Source organism: Acidobacteriota bacterium (assembly GCA_026393675.1).
Lineage (GTDB): Bacteria > Acidobacteriota > Vicinamibacteria > Vicinamibacterales > JAKQTR01 > JBAXOX01.
The window spans coordinates 1-17065 of record JAPKZQ010000013.1; the positions used below are offsets into that span (position 1 = coordinate 1).

Annotated in this window: 14 protein-coding genes and 1 pseudogene; 8 read left to right on the forward strand and 7 right to left on the reverse strand. The window is 64.5% G+C overall.

Features of this window, described 5'->3' with window-relative positions; genetic code table 11:
* Window positions 1-246: 246 nt before the first annotated feature.
* From NT151_04260 to NT151_04290, 7 genes are all read right to left on the reverse strand, one after another.
* Window positions 247-2340 carry a PDZ domain-containing protein gene (locus NT151_04260; protein MCX6538135.1) on the reverse strand — a complete coding sequence of 698 codons (2094 nt, stop codon included), beginning with the start codon at window positions 2338-2340 and terminating at the stop codon, window positions 247-249.
* Window positions 2341-2516: 176 nt separating this feature from the next.
* Window positions 2517-4043, reverse strand: a complete 1527-nt coding sequence (locus tag NT151_04265; GenBank protein MCX6538136.1) for a tetratricopeptide repeat protein — start codon at window positions 4041-4043, stop codon at window positions 2517-2519.
* Window positions 4040-5818, reverse strand: coding sequence for a serine/threonine-protein kinase (locus tag NT151_04270; protein ID MCX6538137.1), 1779 nt, complete (start codon window positions 5816-5818; stop codon window positions 4040-4042). The genes NT151_04265 and NT151_04270 overlap by 4 nt, the downstream gene beginning before the upstream one ends.
* Window positions 5819-5827: 9 nt before the next feature.
* Window positions 5828-7345 (reverse strand): FHA domain-containing protein, encoded by a 1518-nt coding sequence (locus NT151_04275; protein MCX6538138.1) that lies wholly within the window; start codon window positions 7343-7345, stop codon window positions 5828-5830.
* A 4-nt stretch (window positions 7346-7349) separates the two neighbouring features.
* Window positions 7350-9896: a serine/threonine-protein kinase gene (locus tag NT151_04280; protein MCX6538139.1), complete on the reverse strand. Its 2547-nt coding sequence runs from the start codon at window positions 9894-9896 to the stop codon at window positions 7350-7352.
* The gene (locus NT151_04285; GenBank protein ID MCX6538140.1) at window positions 9893-10684 is read right to left on the reverse strand and encodes a protein phosphatase 2C domain-containing protein; all 792 of its coding nucleotides are present in this window, start codon (window positions 10682-10684) and stop codon (window positions 9893-9895) included. The genes NT151_04280 and NT151_04285 overlap by 4 nt, the downstream gene beginning before the upstream one ends.
* 119 nt (window positions 10685-10803) lie before the next feature.
* On the reverse strand, window positions 10804-11439 hold the full coding sequence (locus tag NT151_04290) for a LuxR C-terminal-related transcriptional regulator (GenBank protein MCX6538141.1): 636 nt from the start codon (window positions 11437-11439) through the stop codon (window positions 10804-10806).
* Between the two features lie 98 nt (window positions 11440-11537).
* Between NT151_04290 and NT151_04295 the strand changes: the two genes are divergently transcribed.
* The 8 genes and pseudogenes from NT151_04295 to NT151_04330 all read left to right on the forward strand — a co-directional run bounded on the left by NT151_04295 (window position 11538) and on the right by NT151_04330 (window position 17064).
* The gene (locus NT151_04295; GenBank protein ID MCX6538142.1) at window positions 11538-11768 is read left to right on the forward strand and encodes a hypothetical protein; all 231 of its coding nucleotides are present in this window, start codon (window positions 11538-11540) and stop codon (window positions 11766-11768) included.
* Complete coding sequence (locus NT151_04300; protein MCX6538143.1) at window positions 11765-11968, forward strand: hypothetical protein; 204 nt, start codon at window positions 11765-11767, stop codon at window positions 11966-11968. Before NT151_04295 ends, NT151_04300 begins: the two co-directional genes overlap by 4 nt.
* A 379-nt stretch (window positions 11969-12347) precedes the next feature.
* Entirely contained in the window at window positions 12348-12767 is a 420-nt protein-coding gene (locus NT151_04305) for a pilus assembly protein (protein MCX6538144.1), read from the forward strand.
* Window positions 12768-12789: 22 nt separating this feature from the next.
* Window positions 12790-13737: a Tad domain-containing protein gene (locus NT151_04310; GenBank protein ID MCX6538145.1), complete on the forward strand. Its 948-nt coding sequence runs from the start codon at window positions 12790-12792 to the stop codon at window positions 13735-13737.
* 10 nt (window positions 13738-13747) lie between these two features.
* Window positions 13748-14263: a hypothetical protein gene (locus NT151_04315; protein MCX6538146.1), complete on the forward strand. Its 516-nt coding sequence runs from the start codon at window positions 13748-13750 to the stop codon at window positions 14261-14263.
* Between the two features lie 10 nt (window positions 14264-14273).
* Complete coding sequence (gene cpaB / locus NT151_04320; GenBank protein ID MCX6538147.1) at window positions 14274-15149, forward strand: Flp pilus assembly protein CpaB; 876 nt, start codon at window positions 14274-14276, stop codon at window positions 15147-15149.
* A gap of 9 nt (window positions 15150-15158) precedes the next feature.
* Window positions 15159-16436: a pilus assembly protein N-terminal domain-containing protein gene (locus NT151_04325; GenBank protein MCX6538148.1), complete on the forward strand. Its 1278-nt coding sequence runs from the start codon at window positions 15159-15161 to the stop codon at window positions 16434-16436.
* Between the two features lie 70 nt (window positions 16437-16506).
* Window positions 16507-17064, forward strand: a pseudogene (locus NT151_04330) (AAA family ATPase).
* Window position 17065 lies beyond the last annotated feature (1 nt).

Sequence of the window (17065 nt, forward strand, 5' to 3'; positions counted from 1 at the left end):
ACACCCTCGTCTTCAGCCTGAGATCTGCATAGGCGCCTATCGACGCCAGCCATCATCTTCACGACCGAGGCGCACGCAACCCGCCAAACCTGTCCTTCGACCCGAGTGGCGTTGCGCACGGCTTCAGCCCTGCACGCGCGTTTGTCGCCCGTGTGTTGGGCGGTCTGCCATCGCAACGCAAGTGAACTCAGGGTATAGGACCGTTGAAATGCGCAACGCCAGAACGGTGAAAAGTTTGACATTGACCTAGCGTCGGATGGTGGGGCGCAACTGGGCAAGTCTGCGCTCGGCAAGCTCCTTGATTCCCGGACCGTCTTCGGTGAGCAGGCTGTCTGGCGATTCAGAAGCCACCTTGTACAGGCGTTCCGCCTCCGAGACGTTCCCGAGTTTCTCCGCGCACAGAGCCTGAAGATACACTACTGTTCCTGCAGAGACTCCTCGGCCAGGCTTCAGCGTGACGCGCTCAAGTTCTCGCTGGCATTCTGCCCAGTTTTCGAGCGCCCCAAGTGCCACGGCGACATTCAGTCGCGTCACGGATTCCTCGATCGGAGACGACTGACCCGCCAGCCGTGCCCGATAGTCCACCAGCAACTTGTTCATCAGCAGGGTCCGATCCTCCATCGATATCGCGCGTGGCGTCACGGTCACGGCGAGATCCACGCTCCGTGTCCCGCCGGTACGGTTCCGGTAGTCGACCTTCAACGTCTGACCGGTTTGTTTCGTCGACAGAAGCGCCGCGAAGGCTGCACCGCTCTGAACAGGCTTTCCGTCTATCGCGACGATGACGTCGCCTACCGAGATACCAGCCGTCGCCGCACTCCCGCCGGGGTCAACCCGGACCACGATCGCGCCCTCATGATCGAGCACATCAATGGTCAACATGCCGACTGATGGCTGGAACAGAGTCGGCACTTCTGTGAGCTGCGTTACGGCCTCCATCATGGATCCTGGTTCGGTGAGGTTGACCTCGAGCTGATCGGGTTTGCCGCTGCCAGCGGCCAGCATGTTCACATAGAATCGCCCGGGCTCTCGGTCCGGCACTCGGGCGATCGTCGCGATGCCCTGAACTCCCAGGTTTCTTGAAAGCTGTGACGAGAAATCCATGCGCGCGTCCTGGGTGATCTTCGAGGCCGCCTCGTCGAGCGGTTGGAGATTCCGGTCTAGCGCGAGCCAGGTCTGCGGCAATTGGAGACGCTGGAGGTTCTGCTGCACCAGCTCAACGGTCGGCGCGAAGAACATGATCGACCCTGAGTCCTTGGTCATGGATTCCAAGATGCGGCGCAAATCCGGTCCGCCCCTAATTCCCTCCTGGAGCCCAGTGACTGAGAGCATGCCGAAGGCGGGCCGCAAGGCTGCCTTCAGGGTGATGTTGTCACCAGCCCGGAGCTCAAGGCGCCGAACGAACCGGCCAGAAGTCGTGCGAGCTTCAACCGTCCGCGAGCCCTCGCAGACGTTCTCCAGCGTCGTCGGGGTTGAGCCTTTGGGCTTCTCGTCGAGAAATACAGGAATGCCAGCGGTCTCGCTTTCGACACGCACGGTCGCGACTGCCGGCTTCATCGGCTGTATCCACTTCAAGTCGGTCGGCTTCTCGGCTTGCACCTCCACGCGCACCGGCGCGTAGCAGTCCATCTTGAACTCGAGGATGATGCGGCCTGGCGCAATACCACCCACCTCGAGCCGGCCGGAGGAACTCGCCAGTGTGAGGTTCTGCTTGGCCAGGTCGTCCGCGTAAGCCACCGGTGCCGGACCCGGGGGCGTCGTCCCTTTCGATTCCCCGCCGATGAACACCTCGACGCCGGCCGGGCTCGTGATCACAGCCAGCGTGGCCGACTCGCGCTGCAGGCTCACATCCAAAACCTGACCCGGCGCTGCGGCGATTACCTGGAACGCCTGCGAGCGAGTCGCGTACCCGAGCCGTGTGGCCGTCAGTTTATGGGTCCCGGCGGTCAAAGCTACCGGTTGACCCTGCACAAGCGTCACCGGTCGGTCATCGAGTTCGACCACGGCGTCATCGGGCGCAACCGAGATCAGCACCTCGCCGATTATCTGCTTTCGAGCATCTTCGAAAGCGTTTCTGATCGAGGGAGATGTTGTGGTTGGGGGCCAGACGTGGCGGGGCTCTCGCATCAGGATGGCCTTGAAGTCGTCCCTCGCTCCGACCCAGTCGTGTCGGCCGGCCAAGCGGGCGCGAACCCGCAGTTCGAGCGCCTGCATCAGTGTGGATCTGGCCTCTGCATCTTGTGCAGCCAGACTGTCCAGTCGAGCGATCACGGGATCAAGCGCCGCGATGGCCCTGTCGTAGTCGCCCAGATCGTACAGCCGCTGGGCTTCGACCAGCATCTGGGTCCCCGCTGTCGCCGTCGGTGCCGGCGGAGGAAGCTGGGCGAACGCCACCGAATCTGGGACGACCAGGGCCAGGACCGCAGCAAGGCATAGTAGCGGCGAACAGGTGGTGTGCGAACCGGTCGGTCCGACTATCCGATTCCGCGCTGATCGAGAGAAGATCATCGAAGCCCTCACTGGTAGATCTGGACGCTTAATGCACGGTCGTCGAAGATGTACAGCCGGCCCGCAGAATCGAGAGCCATCGCCCTCGACTTCCTGAAAGCTCCAGGGCTCTTCTCCGCAATCGTGAATGAGGCAATCAGCTTGCCCGCCGGCGTCAACATGAACACCGCCGCGTTGTCCCGGTCGAGGACGTACAGATGACCGAACGCGTCGAACGTGATGTCGATGGGGTCTCTGAGCTCGTAGTCCTTGCCGCGGGAGGGTATCTGGTACAGCGTACGGCCGTTGCGATCGGCGACGACCACGGACTTCGTGTCCCGGTCGAGCATTGCCACCTGATCCAGGTCATCAACGGCGAGTCGCCTGGCATAGACACCGGCAAAGGAGTTCAAGTATTTCCCGGACGGCGAGAACCGCAGCACGGACTTGGTGCCGGCGTCCGCAACCAGGAGATCTCCCGACGAGAGGGCCGCGGCGGCGGGGATCTCGTCGAGTGGCCGGAGTGTGTTGTCCGGCTTCGGGACAGCCAGAGCGACGGCTGCCTGCTGGTCGAGGATACGCACCGCTCCTTTGCCGATCTGGACCGCGCGTCCATCGGGGAGGAAGAACGCGCCGTAGGAAGGGTTTAGCGGGGCGGTCTTCAAAACGGTCCCGCTCTTGTCGTAGAGGCCCACCCATTGGTCGTTTGTTATCGCGATTTCGTCGGCCGGACCGATCGCAAGGGCAGTGATGTCCTTCAGTTTTCCGGTGGTGCCGCCAATCTTCCGACTGGTGGGCACGTAGGGTGGCTGGCCCAGCTGCGGCAGGACATACAGCCGATAGAGGATGGTGAGGCGCGCCACGGCAATTGCGGCGTCCCTGGTGTCGGGGAACCGTTGGCGCACTCGCTGCAGCTCCTCCATCGCTCGCCCAGCCACCTCCCGCGTTGGAGCGGCCCGTACAAGGGTGGTCGCCAGGCCGATCTGGGCTCTGGCAGCCCATATCGATCGCGGGTACAGCACCGTGACCTCGCGGTAGCTGGCAATGGCATCGTTGTGGTTGCCGTTGAGGCGGTGGGCTTCTCCGGCATAGAAAATTGCGGCAGCCACCGCATCGCTGCGCTTGAAGAGGGTCTGGGCGCGCTGGTAACTGGCTATAGCCGAATCGAAGTTCTCCTTCGTACGTCCCCGGGCGACCGCGATCCGGCCGAGGAGGACATAGGCCATCGGGGCCGATTTGCTGTTCGGGTACTTCGTTAAGAGATCGGCAGCGGCTTGCTCAGCGGCACCCAGATTGCCCGTGGCCTCGAACTCGCATGTGGCCACCAGCAGCAGGGCTTCGTCGGCGACGGAACTTTTCCCGTACAGCACCGCCACCGCCCTGAAGTCCTTGAGCGCTTCTGGGTAATTGCGGCTTTCAAGGAACTTCAGGCCGCTCTCCAGCCGCTGGCGTGCCAGCTGTTCCTCGGCCGCCTGGGCCTGACCACGGAGTGGTGGCCAGGTCACCGCCAGGCCAACCGCAGACAATACGACAACGGCAAGAAGGTGTTTTCTCATCTGATTATAAGGGGTGTGGTTTCGCCTGGCCGAATCAGCACGGGGAACGGGCGGCCGGGGCGGTTGGGACACTCAACCGTGACAATGTAGTTTCCCTGGACGAGACTGTGGGACGAAAGAGGGAAGCCGCCGAGGTCTTTTCGTCCGATTCTCGCTTGGCATGCCTCGAAGGCACCTTGGAGTTGGGGGGCCAGTATGCCGAGCGCGGGGGCCTCGACCGTGACGCGCCGGCCGACTGCCGGATCGATCACTCTGCTCTGGTCCAACAGGTACTCCGCGGCACGCAGCCGGACGGTCGTGCGGCCGTAAACCCTGACTTCGTGGTGCGTACTGGCCTCCGAGATCACCCGCCCGCCCTCGACGATCTCGAAGGGATAAGGCCCATCCGCCACGACGGTGACCGGGTCTCTGCTTAGCGCGCTCAGTTTGACGGCTACCCGGCCGGCAGCGAGGACCTCCGCGGTCACCGGCACGTCGATTGGCGTGAACCCGGATTTTGTGAAGCGAATCTTGGCGGCCGATCCCCGTTCGACGGTCAGCTCGACTGGCGTCGTGTTCGCAAGTTGTGCGCCGTTCAACGAGATCGCCGCGCCCAGGGGCTCGGATTCCACCCGAAGCGTCACTGTAGACGGCAGTTGGCGAAGGCTGCCGCCACCGGGTTCCTTGGAAGGTCCGGCTTCACGCGCAGCCACGGAGCTTGCTTTCACTGGTGCGTCGATGTCGGCGCGTCTGCCTGTTCCCAGCCAGAGGCTCCCGACCACCGCCACCGCCAACAGCGCAATCGCGGCCAGAGCAATTCGGCGCACTCCTACTCGGTTGAGCTGGTCCTGCAACGCTTCCCAGAAAGCAGGCACCGCGCCCGTCGCGCCAGCCCGGCGAGGCCGGTCAGATACAGGTTCGCGCAATATCGTGCCGGTGAGCCTGGTCTCGCGAACATCCGGTGAATCCGCTATCACACGGCTCTCCACCCCAGCCAGCCTGACGTCGGTGGCCAGCTCCAGCGCTGTTTGATAGCGGGCGTCTTGGTCCTTCTGCAGCGCTCGATCGACAACCGCCAGCAGCGCCGGCGGCACGCTAGGCGCGATGGTGGAAAGCGGCGGCGGGGCCTCCTGCAGGATCTTCGACACGATCGCAGTCGGCGTCTCGCCATCGAACGGCCGGCGCCCGGCCAGAAGCTCATAGAGGATTACGCCCACAGCGAAGATGTCAGCCCGGGAATCGACGGGGCCGTTGCCGAACCGCTCCGGGGCCATGTAGGCGACGCTGCCCAGCGTGTCTTTTCCCTGGGTCATTGTCGATGCCGATACGCGCGCGATCCCGAAATCCAGCAGTTTGACGGCGCCATCGGGCTGGATCCACACGTTCGCCGGCTTGACATCCCGGTGGATCACACCGGACGAATGCGCGTGGTGCAGGCCCGTGCACAACTGCACGATGATATCGGTGGTGGCGTCAATCGTGAGGGGAGGATCCGACCGCAGACGCGTCGCCAGGTTTTGTCCCCGAAGGAACTCCATCGCGATGAACGGGTTGCCATCCGACTCCCCGAATTCATAGATGGTGACGATGTTCCGATGTTGTAGACGGGCAGCGGCCTTGGCCTCCTTAAAGAAGTACGCGCGCGCATTGCTGTCGTCAGAGAGGTCAGTCGTCATCACCTTGACAGCGACGTCACGATCGAGAACGGGGTCCCGGCCGCGGTAGAGCACACCCATGCCCCCGCGGCCGACGCGCTCCGCAATTTCGTATCGCCCGATGGTCGACGGATCCTCCACGTGCCTACCTCATTCGCCCGCTTCTGGCTTCCGGTCCCGTCCGGCGCGGAGGGCTTCGAGCCGGCTCTTCGCAAACACATGCTTCGGATCATCCGGGGGAAGTAGCCCGAGGACGCGCTGGTACCGATCAATGGCCTCCTTAGGTGATCTTCCCGAGGCGTCAAACTGCTTGGCCTCTGCGAAGAGTTCATTACCCTTCTGCGTCATACGCACGCGCAGTTGCTTCTCAAGGTTGTCCACTTCGTCAAGAGACGGATCCAGTTGCCTCGCACGCTCGTACTGGGACAGGGCGGCGACCAGGTCGCCACTGGCCTCGAGCGCCGACCCCGCGGCGATGGCCTGCCTCGTTTGGGCGGTGATTCCCGCTCGCGCCTCCTTCAAGCTGTCCGCCGACGATTCGTAGCCGGGCTCCTCGGCTAGAATCGCCGTAAAGGCGGCCGCGGCGTCCGCGAACCGCTCTACGCGTAGCAACCCCTCGGCGGCCCCGTAGCGTTCGAATATCACCCGTGAGCGTTCCCTCAGGGCGGCCGGTGTTTCGTTCGGGCGGCGGGCCAGCATCGGCCAAGGCGTGGGTTCGGCCTGCGGACGATTGCGGGCCGGCGGAGGAGCGGCCGAAGGCTGGTCTGATCTCAACGCCGCCGACTGGGGAGTTCCCGGCGTCGGTACCGCGCGCCGAGCCTCGGCGGTCCTGATGGCGTTCTGAACCCGAGTCTGCAACTCCAGTGCTTCGACATTGTTCCCGCTGATGGTCAGGGACTTGCGGACAGCGTCCTGTGCCTCCTGAAGAAGCCCACGGTCCAGTGCTGTCCTCGCGTCGAGCAGATGCCGCTGACGCTCGCTCTCTGCCGATGGCGCGAGGGGTTCGCTGGGGTTATTCGCGGCGCCTTCGCGATCCGGCTGCGCCGGCCGCCGCAGCCAAGTCTGGCTCAGGACCAATGCCAGCACCAGCACTCCCACGATTCCCGCGAAGAGCGCTAGATGCGGCCACCGCCGTGACGCGCCGATCCATTCCGGCCGGAACGCGGCGAGCTGGCGCCAGATCGGTGGACGACTACGTCGGGCCTCGGCCGCCGGACCCGATGCCTTCTCCTTCTGGGATCGTGCGTCAAAGCGCAGCGTCCCTGACGTCTGCGTCGGGGGACGGGTGGCCGCGGTCGCCGCCGATGAAGCTCCGAGGTGCGGGCCCAACCCCAGGGACTCGGCCCGGTTGACAGAGGCGATGTCCGGGTCGCCGGGCGCCGAATCGAATCTGATGTCGAACGATCCGACGGACAGGGTCATGCCGGGTGTCAGTTCAATCTCGCGCACCTGCGTCTCGCCGTTCCAGACGCCGTTCTGGCTACCCACATCGACAATTACGTAGCCATTGCCATCGAGGCGTACTTCCGCGTGGTGGCGGGATACCGTCTTGTCCGGGTCGTCCAGCACGACATCGTTGTCTCGCGCACGGCCGATCGTGAGGTCTCTCAGCCCGAGCTGGACCTCGCGCACGACGACGCCGTCGCTAAGCATCACCAGTTTTGGCATGGTGTTATCTTGTTCCGGCGCTCCTCAGCCGGCCCTCCCGGACTCGAGCCAGCAGCGCCCCGACCGACGAGCGCACGGTGTTGATGAATCCGCCCTCGTGGGGGACGTCCAAGCCTCTGACCGTGCTTTCGGTGTCGGTCTCGCGCGCAGAATCGTCCTGCGCCTGCTGGGCGTCCGCGCTTCCAGCCGCGTCGTCGGACGCCGGTACTCGCCGCAGCGCCTGCGCGAAGATCGCGCGCGCCTCCGCATTCAAGGCCTCGGCGGCGAGTACAGCCTCGCACGCCTCGGCGGCGCGGTTCCAGTTATGGAATCGCAAGGCGCTCCGGGCATTCAGGAGACTGCGCTCGACTTCGCGACGGCCACCCCGCTCGGTGCGCGTCCGAAGGTTTTGCGTCCGCTGATCGCTCTCACGTCGGAGTGCCTCGAGCACCAGGGCCGCAGCCTCGGCGGCAGTTTCGTCCATCAGGAGCGCCGCTTCGGCCTGGGTGGCGCCGCGGCTGAACTGGCCCTCATCCAGAGACGCTCGCGCGTCCGCCAGTGCCTGCTGGGCTCTCGATAGTCTGGCCTGATGATCCGCGGCCCGCCGGAGATGCACGCGGGCATCCATCACAAGTTCTCGCGCACGATCGAGTGTCGGCTCCAACGAGAAAGCACTCGTGGCTTCGTCGCGCGTGGCGATCGCGTTCGCCCCGGCCCAAGCCTCCTCGGCGGCGGCGAGATGAGTTGCGGCTTGTGCCCGCCGGCGCTCGAGTTCGGCTAGCCGATCTGATTCCGCCACCAGCCGCGCGAGAGCGTCGCCAACGCCAGGAGCATCGGGTTCCTTCGCGCGGAAGGCTTCGAGTGCCTCGATCGCCTCGTGACGGCACCCGGCATCGAACTGCGCCTGGGAGTCCACGACTTGCGCCATTGCCCGCCGTGCGCGGTCGAGGTTGGCCCGCAGGGAGGCAGCCGGCGCTGCGGCCGAGTCGGACCCGAGCTCTTCGGCGAGCGCCTCGGCGCGGACAACATGATCTTCGGCCTCGTCCAGGCGCCCGAGTTCAACCGCTCGCATGCCGGCGTCTACGGCATTGCGCAACGCGTGCAGGCGTGCGAACCGTTCGCGCTCGATACCAGACTCGGCCTCCTCTCGCAACATGTCGGCTTTCGGACCGCCGCCGTTGAGCTGCCGAAGCTGCTCGGCCACCTCCAGCATTCCGATCCAGTCACGCGCGTTGCGGGCGGCCTTGGCTGTGGTCAGTAGCTCCTGGGTCTTGGCTTCCGTTTCATCGAAGCGGGCCGACTGCTCCCGGCCTCGCGCAAGGGCCGCATCGAGGATCGGAGACTGGGGGACCGATCGCGCGGCGGACTCCAGCAACGGGACCGCCTGCTGCGGGGCGCCCGTGCGCAACGCATCCTCGGCTTGGACAAGGGCTTCGGCCGCTGCTCGCAGCGGGCCCACGGCGGCTTCCAGTTCCGCGCGCCGCGCGTCGATGCGTGCGAGGATGTCCGTGATGATGTCGCGCCTGAAAGGAATCCGGAGGAAGCCAGCTGCACCATGTTCCGCGACCAGCGGGTACTCGTCCTGCAGAGCCGCCAGCACAGGGTCCGGCGTCGGGTCCAGCTCAACGCCCAGCTGCCGGCTGGCCTGCAGCCGGTTCGCCGTCAGCGTTTCGATCACCTGGTAGCCCGCGCGGGCCCGTTCAGCGACTTGCCGGGCTTCACCTTCCCAGTCCCGGCGGAAGTTCACGAGGTCCGCGGCGAGTTCTCTTGCCGATTGCGGCCGATCTTCGCGCCTCTTGGCCAGCGCCCGCAGGAGGATGCGGGTGAGAGCCGGCGGTGCCTCCTCCGGCGCGATCACCGGCGGATCCTCGTGCTGGACCTTCCGGAGAACTGCCGGGAGATCAGGGCTGGCAAAGGGCTTGCGGCCCGTCAGGATGAAGTAGAACACCGCCCCTGCGGAGAACAGGTCAGATCGGTGATCCACATCCGCTCCGATGGTCTGTTCCGGCGACATGTAGTCCGGCGTGCCGATGATGAACCCGCTCACCGTCATCGTCGACGTGGCAAGGCGCGCGATGCCGAAGTCGAGGATCTTCAGACTGCCGTCGTTGAGGACGTACAGGTTGCTCGGCTTGATGTCGCGGTGGAATACGCCTTGCGCATGTGCTGCGGATAGTCCTTCGCACAGCTGGATCATCAGGTCGATTCTGGTTTCAAGCGGTACGCCCTCCTGACGCGTCAAGAACTGGTTGAGAGGAGCGCCGCGCAGAAGCTCCATGACGATGTAGAGACGACCATCTGCTTCGCCGAGGTCGTACGTCGCCGTGATGTTGCGGTGGAGCAACTGTCCGCCGACGTTCGCCTCCCGCTCGAATCTCGCGCGGACTTCGGGCTCGCTGTCCAGGTCGGCAGCCATGACCTTGAGGGCGACGGTCCGGTCCATCTCTTCGTCGCGGGCGCTGTAGACGACACCCATCGCTCCACGCCCGATGCGCTCGATGATCTTGTAATGCCCGATTCTGGTCGGCAAGCGCGGGGGCGCGCCAATGGAACCAGGGTGAGATGTCGTCATGACCGGCTTCCTGCCGTCGGGATCGCGACGACCAGCGCGGTGACGTTGTCACGGCTGCCCTGGGCCAGGGCAGCCGTGAGCAGTTCTGCGGCCGCGGCGTCCACATCGCTGTTTTGCGCGAGCGCCGCCGCGATCGACGAGACGGCGAGCACGCCATGGATGCCGTCCGTGCAAAGCAATACGATGTCCCCGGGGAGGCAGGCGTGATCCTGCAGATGCACTTCGGTGTCCTCTCGCGCGCCAAGGGCGTTGGTGAGCACATTGCGCATCGGGTGGTTTGCGAGCACTTGCGCGTCGGCGGACGGGTCGTCGGCCAAGACCGTCGCCATCCAAGAGTCATCCCGCGTCAACTGCTCGAGCCGACCCTCACGCAGGCGGTACACCCGGCTGTCGCCGACGTGGGCGACGACGAGCCTGTCGCCAGCCACGAGCACGGCTGCCACCGTCGTGCCCATACCGAAGTAGGTATCTTGGCTTTCCGAGGTTCGGTGAATACGCCGATTCGCGAGATGCACTGCCGTACGAAGCCGGTTCCCGTCGTAGGAAAGGGTCGACACGACTCCGTAGGGCCACGAGAAGTCCTGGTCGTCGGCAGATCTCCGGATGAAGGCCGTGATGGTCTCGACGGCGAGCCGGGACGCGACTTCACCAGCCGTGTGGCCACCCATCCCGTCAGCAACCACAAAGAGACCGAACGCCAGATCGATGGCGAAGCAGTCCTCGTTGCCGTGCCGGACAGGCCCCGTCTCGCTGCGGCCGGCGGCTTTCAGAGTTTCGGAAGTCTGCATCGATCCAACCCTCCAGACACAGGCATCTTAGGGATCGATGCCATTGTCCGCAATACTACTTTTGGACCACGAACACAAAGCGAATCTCAAGAGTTGACAGAGTAGGTGTTGTCCCGGAATCAGGCGAGACGGCATGCCAACTGGGTCCGGCTGTCCGCGCCGGTCTTGTCGAAAACTCTCATCAGGTGTCGTTTGACCGTCGCCGGAGAAATCCCGAGCGTGGCCGCGATGTCCTTGTTCCGGTAGCCACGTAGGAGCAACTGCAGAACCTCCACCTCGCGCGCAGTCAGGCGGTAGCGGCGGCGGACGGCCTCCAGTTCCCGGCCGATACCCCGAACTGTCACCGCGACCCGTCTGCGGCTGCGTGTCCCGAGCGACCGGACCTGCACGGCGAAGGTCTCACCGGTGGGGGCAGTCACCAGGGTAGTGGTGTCGGTCTCAGAGAGAATCGGCGCGAGAGCGTCAATGTGGTTTAGCAGCATCACCACTATCTCGGTGGCGTGGTCTTGGCGGAGACGCTCCTCGAGGCTCCGCGCGGCTGGATTCGCATAGACGACGCGCCGGCCCCGAAAGACCATGATCGGGAGGTTCATCCCGTCGACGAGGTGGGCCAGGTCAGTTCGAGAAAGCGGATGCGACGTCGCCGCCATGGTCCAGCCCCCTCGCCACGCTCGCCGGCACTGCTGTCCGCCGGCTCGGGCCGCGCGAGCAGAAGCGGCGATGCCGCTTGTCCGGCGTTTTTCGGCTTCTTGCATGCCCTCGGGAACATCAGTATACTCGGCCGCGAATCGGAAGGTTCGTTCCCGAGGGCGGACATCTGCCCGACGCGGATGGTGAAGATGGCCGCCGGGCCATGCGCATTCAGGGGCCGACAGACATGTTCCTGCGACCGACGGGCAGTCGCACGAGGCTCGCTACCGGGTGGACGCGGGCCAGGCGACCCGGAGGTCAGGCCATCGTTGAATGGGTGATGATCGCGGGCGTGCTCGCTGCAGTGGGGCTCTTCTTCGGCGCGATCATTCCCGGAGCGCTCCGCATCTTTGTCCGGTCACTAGCGCTTGCCGTCAGGACGATCGCGCCATGACACGGCAGCCATCGAGCCGCCTTGCCAAAATGATCGATGGGTCTGCCGGCGGCCAGGCCGTAACGGAATACGTGACGCTGCTCGGCCTCCTTGCCACGCTACTTATCTTCATCACCAGCGTACTGACTCCTGTCCTCGGCTGGTTGGTCGTGCGACTGGTGCAGCACATGTCGGTCTACATGACGGGTTCCGGACCGTGACATGCGGACGAGGATGCAGAGCAGGTCGTCTGGAAAGGGAATGGTGATGAGCGTGACCCATCGCCTGTGTTTCCCGGCGGCATGCGGCCCGGCATCCACCCGGCAATTCGGCTCCGGTTCGCGGGCTGCTGTCCGGCGCATGCATCGCGGGGAGTCCGGGCAGACTTCAAGCGAGTACGTTGCTCTGGCAGGGTTGCTTGCGGGCGTCATCCTCTTGCTCTTTGCCGGTGTGTTTCGAGACGCCATGACGGACGCGACCAACTCGATCGCCGAGACGTTGCACGGGGCGGTGGCTGGCATGAGAGTCGACTAACCAGGAAACGGCACGCCGATGACGATACCACGCTCCCCGCGACGACATTGGCGGTGCATCGCACGGATGCGTGGGCAAGCGACGGTCGAGACGGTCGTGGTGATGACGTTCCTGCTGTTCATGATCTTCGGGTTGATTCACGTCTGCCTGCTGGCCGTAACCAAGTACATGGTCAGCCTCGCCGCGTTTTCCGCTGGACGGGCTCTGATGGTGCACGGGACCGGCTGGGTAGGTCAAGCCGCCGCTTGGACCGCCGCGACCACCGTTCTTGACAATCTCCGCTGGTGGAAGTCGGCGTGGCAGCGACTGGTACTGCCGCCGACGCAAGGAAGACTGGATGGCCGCGAGGGTGTCTTCGTGACGCACCGCGCGCCTTTTGCGTTTCCGATTTTCAATGATCTGCCGTTCGGAGGACTGCCGGTCACCGCCTTCTCCGCCGTCGCGATCCAGCCAGACATCCCGGAGAAGGGCGACAATGCGGAATAGCTTGCGCCCGCCACGGAGGACCATGGGGCGCTGGCGGCGTGACCAGGGCCAGTCGACCGCGCTGGTCATCTCGATGCTGTTCGTCCTCATCCTCTTCGTGGCCGTCGTGGCTGACGTCGGCCAGGCGGTGAACCGAAAAATCGCCCTGCAGGTTATCGCTGATACCGGTGCGTTTACGGGCGCGTCGAAGATGGCGGCCCAACTCAACCAGTTGGCGTACTGGAACAAGTTGCTGCAGCAGGTGTGGGCGGTGTTCAGCTGGCCGATGACTCTGGGAGGGGCTACGGCGGTCGATGGATATGGAGGGTGGTTTTGGCCCGGCTGCGAAGTAGCCGACCCGATCGAATCGGCCTACTCATTCGTGTGGAGCGCCGTTTCGTACTCGACGTTCAATCCGGTGAATCTGTTGTCCGCGCCGCTTCCCTTTGGCGAGGCCAGGCGGGTGAGCGACGACAACGCCCTCGATCTGTTTCCCGGGGAGCAGGATCAGCTCGAGTACCGTGAATGGGCACTCGACCTTGGAATTCTCCCCAGCCGTCCCGTCTGGACACTGGCTGAGACCGAGCAGGTTGACTCAGGTTGGCCGGCAGCTGTCTCGTGGTCACTGGCCCCGGCTCGGCCGACGGTGGTCTACACGTGTGCGTACGACACCACGTTCGGGTTGGTGTGGGACGTTCGCTCGCGTCAGTACAATCACTGGTACCGGAAGGCGGATCAGAAGGTCTCGTACTTTGTGTGGATCGTCAGGTTGAAGAATGAGAAGGTGCGGGCGTTGCTCTTTGACAGTTTGTTCGGGGGCAGGGTCATTCCAGAGATGGAGGCCGTCGCCGTGGCCAAGGCCGTCGGCGGGTCCATCGAGGACGGCGATTCCACCTACGTCGCGAAGATGGTCCCGGTGTCGAAAGTGATGCTGGCGCCGGTGGCGTACGACAACCTTTACGACCTTCGCATGAGGCCGGTGGTGCACTGAGATGACTCGCGTGCGTGGAATGCGCTGCGTGGCCGGTCAGGCAACCACCGAGACGGTGCTACTGACCTGGCTGCTGATCATACTCGTCTGCGCGGCCTTTCAGATCTATCGGGTCAATAACACGATCTTCAGGTCGCTGACTGCCGCACACCAGATGATGTTTGCGCGGGCCTTTCAACGGAACTGCGCTTCCGATGTGCCTGGATGCACTTATACGACCGACCAGGTGGACAGCGACGTGGGAGCCCGAGTGATCTGGCAGCCCGATGTTATGCCGGAGGTGGTCGTGCCCGTCGTCGGAATCTTCCGGCCGTATGGGCTTCGACGGGGCCTGCGTCTGAGCAGCAATCGCATCGAGTCCGATGATGGCTGCACGGACTTGCCGTGCAAACGGACGAAGATGGGGTCCGGCGCCTATACCGATCCATGGCGTGGCCTGGTCGAGATATATGGCGGGCTGTTCAGCCCCGACTACTACCGCGACTACATCGATCACAAAATGGCGTACCTGAGAGGGTTCATGTAGAGGGGCGACTATGCGTGGCAGGACTGCAGCGATCGTGTCGGTAGGGTTGGCTCTTCTCGGGACCCTGCTGATGTTCGTGTACTTGACCAGCCGGGAGAATGAGTTGCTCCAGCTTGGGGCGATGAAGGACGTCATCGTGACGACGAAGGACCTGTTGGCAAACACCGTCGTCGATGAGACGGTCGTGCAGCGGATACAGGTTCCGGCGAAATACGTCCAGCCGAAGGCCGTGGCCGATCTCCGGGAATTAGTGGGACGCGTCGTGATGGTCCCTGTGCCGAAAGGAGCGCAGGTTCTGGGAACCTATCTCGAAGAGGCGGGTCGAACCGCGCTGGCCTACGAAGTGCCGCGCGGGAAGCGCGCCGTGACGATCGGCGTGTCGGCCGTCACGGGAGTCGGCGGTCTTGTCCGCCCGGGGAACTTCGTGGACATTCTCGGGACGTTCGAGCTAGGAAGACCCGTCGGCAACCAGGGAGGCCGGGTACAGTACGCCGAGGAGCGGACCGAGACGGCGGTGCTGATGCAGAACGTGCAGGTGATTGCCGCCGGACGGGAGCACCGGCGTGAGCGCCCGGCGCCCCAACCGGCCAGCGAGTCGGCGGCCCTGTTCCGCGAGCAGGGCCGGCCAGCCGCCCAGACCGATCAGCAGCCGATCGTCAGCAACGTGACCGTGCTCGTCGGCATGCGTGAGGCCCAACAGTTGGTGCTTGCGCAGGAGGTCGGAACGCTTACCCTGCTGCTTCGCTCGAACCTCGACGCCGGGCTGACCGAAGAACTCGGCACACTCGATCCCTTCAAACTGCTTAACATCACCATCCCGGTCAAGCCCCGGGGCGTCCCCGCAAATATCTGGAGTGAAGTGGGACGCCTTGGCCCGCAGAGATGAGACCCTGCCATGAAGACCCGTCCATTTCTGGCCGTCACCTTCGTCTGCTGTATCGGTACCCATGTTGCTGCGCAGAGCCTGACCGCTCGCGACTGTCCTCCCTCGTCAAAGCTCGTTCGCGTTGAGGAGTCGTTGTTCGTCAAGGAACTCAAGACCATCGTTCCTGGATACCCCATCGGGAATGTCCAAGTCGACGATCCCCAGATTGCCGGGTTCAGCCAACTCCCTGCCGACCGAAAGACCCTGACTATTGTCGCCCGCTCGGTCGGGACGACGCTTCTCAGCATCTGTGACCAGCAGAACCAGCGGCGGCACGAGATAACTATCACGGTCATTTCTCGGGAGGCGCTGCAACTGCGACAGGAGTTACGGGGACTGCTCAGGGAATTCCCGTCGGTTGAGGTCGCGATGCTGGCGGGATCATCGGTAGTCACCGGCGCCGTCAGCTCGAGGGACGATCTCGCTGCCGTCGAACGGATCGCGGCGGCCGCCAAAGTAAAGTGCGTCGTGCGTTACGTTATGCCGTCGGTCCCCCCTCCTGCCATCGGAGCGGCGCCGTCGGTCTCTCGGCCGCCTGCTGGAGTAGCGCCGTCGACCCAACAGACGCTGCCCACACCCGCGGGCGCCGGCCCTCCCACGTCGAGCGCTGCCGGACCGCCCGCCCAGCCTACGTTCCGGGTCAGGTACGAGGTCGAGTTGATGGAGGCCAGCATCGCGTTCCGTACTGGCTCGTTCGCGCATGGGGTCGAGCCAAGCGGTCGTCGCCTTTACCTCGGACAGGTCGAGGTGAACATCGGATCCGAAAACGAGGTCTTCATCGGCGGCGCCGCAGTGGCGCCGAAGGAAGCGAAGCGCCCAGTAGACGCCCCGACGCAGGCTCCGATGGGCCTGCGCCTGAAGTTCGCTCCGAGAGTCGGAGACAGCAGGACCCCCGTCATTACGGCCGTCCTGGTCGAAACGAATCTGCCGTTGAACTCCGGGACGTACGATCCCGAGGTGTGGCGTCGATCGCGTTGGGAATTCCCGACGGCCACGAATCAGCCGTTCGGAATCGTGGGTGGCGACCTGCTGGCTTCCATGGACGTCGTCTCGCAGGGGCCAGGCGCGCTGCAGACCACAGCCAGCACGGCCTCAAAGATGCGGATGGTTCCCGGTGTCGGCGGGCTTCCGGGCATGGAGTACGTGCCGGTGTTCGGCAGTCTGTTCGGCTCGCGGTCTTTCAAGCAGAAAACAACGCAGCTGCTCGTGGTGCTGCGTCCGCAGGTGATTCCGCTCGAGGCCCGATGAGACCTCGGCGGCCCGTTCGGGTGCGGTAGCTGACGGCATGCCAGCTTGGCGGTGGGAGGAAGGCATCGCAATGCAACGGCGCGCGAAGGTCGTCGGGGTGTTCTCGCCAAGCGGGGGAGTGGGCCGCACTACAATTGCGGTGAATCTCGCGGTCTGTCTCGCCCAGCAGGACGCGCATCGCGTGCTGTTCCTCGACTGCGCCTGTCCGGTGCCAGGCGAAGCCGCCATGCTGTTCGGGCTGGAACGGGCCAAGTCGCTTGGGGACATGGCGCTTCTGCTGGGCAGGCTGACTCCCGAGATCTTCTCTACCTACGTCCTGCGATCGGCGAGCGGCGTGTCCGTGCTTCCGCTCGCGAACGACGTGCTCCAGTCCCGCTTGATCACGCCGGAGGCCCTGACGGCCTTCTTCGACCTCGCCGGCGCGGTCTTCGACGCGATCGTGATGGACCTGCCGTCCGGTGTCGGTCCCTTAACGCAGCCGCTGCTGGATCGGGCTGACTACGTCTGCGCGATTGTTGCGCCGACCATGACGGGGGCGATTCGTGCACGCCATGGCCTGGACTACCTGCGCACGATCCAGATCCCCGGCGACTCCGTCCTGCTCTGCCTGAACCGCATGCCGGAACGGG

What these genes read in the sequence shown, in the direction of transcription:
- NT151_04280 (MCX6538139.1), bottom strand. Translation starts at nt 9,896, where the DNA reads ATGACGACATCTCACCCTGGTTCCATTGGCGCGCCCCCGCGCTTGCCG.
- NT151_04275 (MCX6538138.1), bottom strand. Translation starts at nt 7,345, where the DNA reads ATGCCAAAACTGGTGATGCTTAGCGACGGCGTCGTCGTGCGCGAGGTC.
- NT151_04295 (MCX6538142.1), top strand. Translation starts at nt 11,538, where the DNA reads ATGCGCATTCAGGGGCCGACAGACATGTTCCTGCGACCGACGGGCAGT.
- NT151_04300 (MCX6538143.1), top strand. Translation starts at nt 11,765, where the DNA reads ATGACACGGCAGCCATCGAGCCGCCTTGCCAAAATGATCGATGGGTCT.
- NT151_04260 (MCX6538135.1), bottom strand. Translation starts at nt 2,340, where the DNA reads ATGCTGGTCGAAGCCCAGCGGCTGTACGATCTGGGCGACTACGACAGG.
- NT151_04310 (MCX6538145.1), top strand. Translation starts at nt 12,790, where the DNA reads ATGGGGCGCTGGCGGCGTGACCAGGGCCAGTCGACCGCGCTGGTCATC.
- NT151_04285 (MCX6538140.1), bottom strand. Translation starts at nt 10,684, where the DNA reads ATGCAGACTTCCGAAACTCTGAAAGCCGCCGGCCGCAGCGAGACGGGG.
- NT151_04290 (MCX6538141.1), bottom strand. Translation starts at nt 11,439, where the DNA reads ATGCAAGAAGCCGAAAAACGCCGGACAAGCGGCATCGCCGCTTCTGCT.
- NT151_04265 (MCX6538136.1), bottom strand. Translation starts at nt 4,043, where the DNA reads ATGAGAAAACACCTTCTTGCCGTTGTCGTATTGTCTGCGGTTGGCCTG.
- NT151_04325 (MCX6538148.1), top strand. Translation starts at nt 15,159, where the DNA reads ATGAAGACCCGTCCATTTCTGGCCGTCACCTTCGTCTGCTGTATCGGT.
- NT151_04305 (MCX6538144.1), top strand. Translation starts at nt 12,348, where the DNA reads ATGCGTGGGCAAGCGACGGTCGAGACGGTCGTGGTGATGACGTTCCTG.
- cpaB (MCX6538147.1), top strand. Translation starts at nt 14,274, where the DNA reads ATGCGTGGCAGGACTGCAGCGATCGTGTCGGTAGGGTTGGCTCTTCTC.